The following is a 983-nucleotide window of genomic DNA, read 5'->3' as shown; positions in this document are numbered from 1 at the left end:
TTTCTCGCCACCATTTCGACCGACTGCGTAATGCCTGCCATTAACCCATTTATGGATTGCGTTGCGTGAGATTGCTGCTCGGCAGCAGCGGCCAATTCTGCCATTTGCTCGTTTAGAGAACCGATCTGCTCTGTCGTTGAAACCAATCTCGTTACGGCATTATCGATGTGTTCAGCACCTTGCTCTGCCAACGACTGGCTGTGTTCAATTTCCTGAACCACCGTGTGAGTTGAACGCTGAATTGCGTTAATAATACCGTTGATTTCTGTCGTCGATTGCGTGGTTCTTGTCGCCAACATGCGCACTTCATCAGCAACCACAGCAAAACCTCGCCCTTGTTCACCAGCTCTCGCCGCTTCAATTGCCGCATTGAGTGCCAGCAAATTAGTCTGTTCTGCTAACCCTTCAATCACTTCCGTCACGCGGCCAATTGCTTCGCTCTCTTTGCTTAACTGCGTAACTTGGGTGCTGGCGCTTTCTATGCTGCTGTGTAAACTTTCCATGGTCGCTTTATTTTGCTCAAGTGCGTCACGACCTTGTTCTATCTCATCTTTTGAATCTGACAACTTTTGCACCGATTGATTAGCTTGATCCAACGTATTACTCGCAGCAAAGGCAATCTCTTCGAGTTGACGCCCCATTTCTGAGATATTGGATTGTTGTTGTTCAACGTTATTGGATGTCACTTGTGCCGATTCGAGAAGCGCACCCATGCTGGTGTCCACTTGGTTCGCTTTTCCATTTACACCTGCAACAATGCCTGCCAGTGACTCGTTCATGCGATTGATAGAGCTCGTAAGGTCAGCCAGCTCATCCTTGCCAACAACGTTCAATGGCGGTTGAGAAACATCGCCAGAGGCTATAATCTTCGCTCGTTCTGATAATCGCTGGACTCTGCGTCCAATGGTATTTCCCATGTATTTTGAAATCGCAATCGCCGCAATTACGACCAGTAATGCTGCCACCAGCATCGACGTAAGCAC

1 protein-coding gene is annotated in these 983 nt (G+C 48.3%); it reads right to left on the bottom strand.

Features of this window, described 5'->3' with window-relative positions; translation table 11 throughout:
• Positions 1-983 (bottom strand): HAMP domain-containing methyl-accepting chemotaxis protein (locus R7Q46_RS25425; protein WP_318077972.1); only part of this gene is annotated, 983 nt, incomplete at both ends.

Source organism: Vibrio sp. 811 (genome assembly GCF_033339195.1).
The sequence above is the reverse complement of the archived record's forward strand: the minus strand, read 5'-3'. Positions and strand labels throughout refer to the sequence as shown.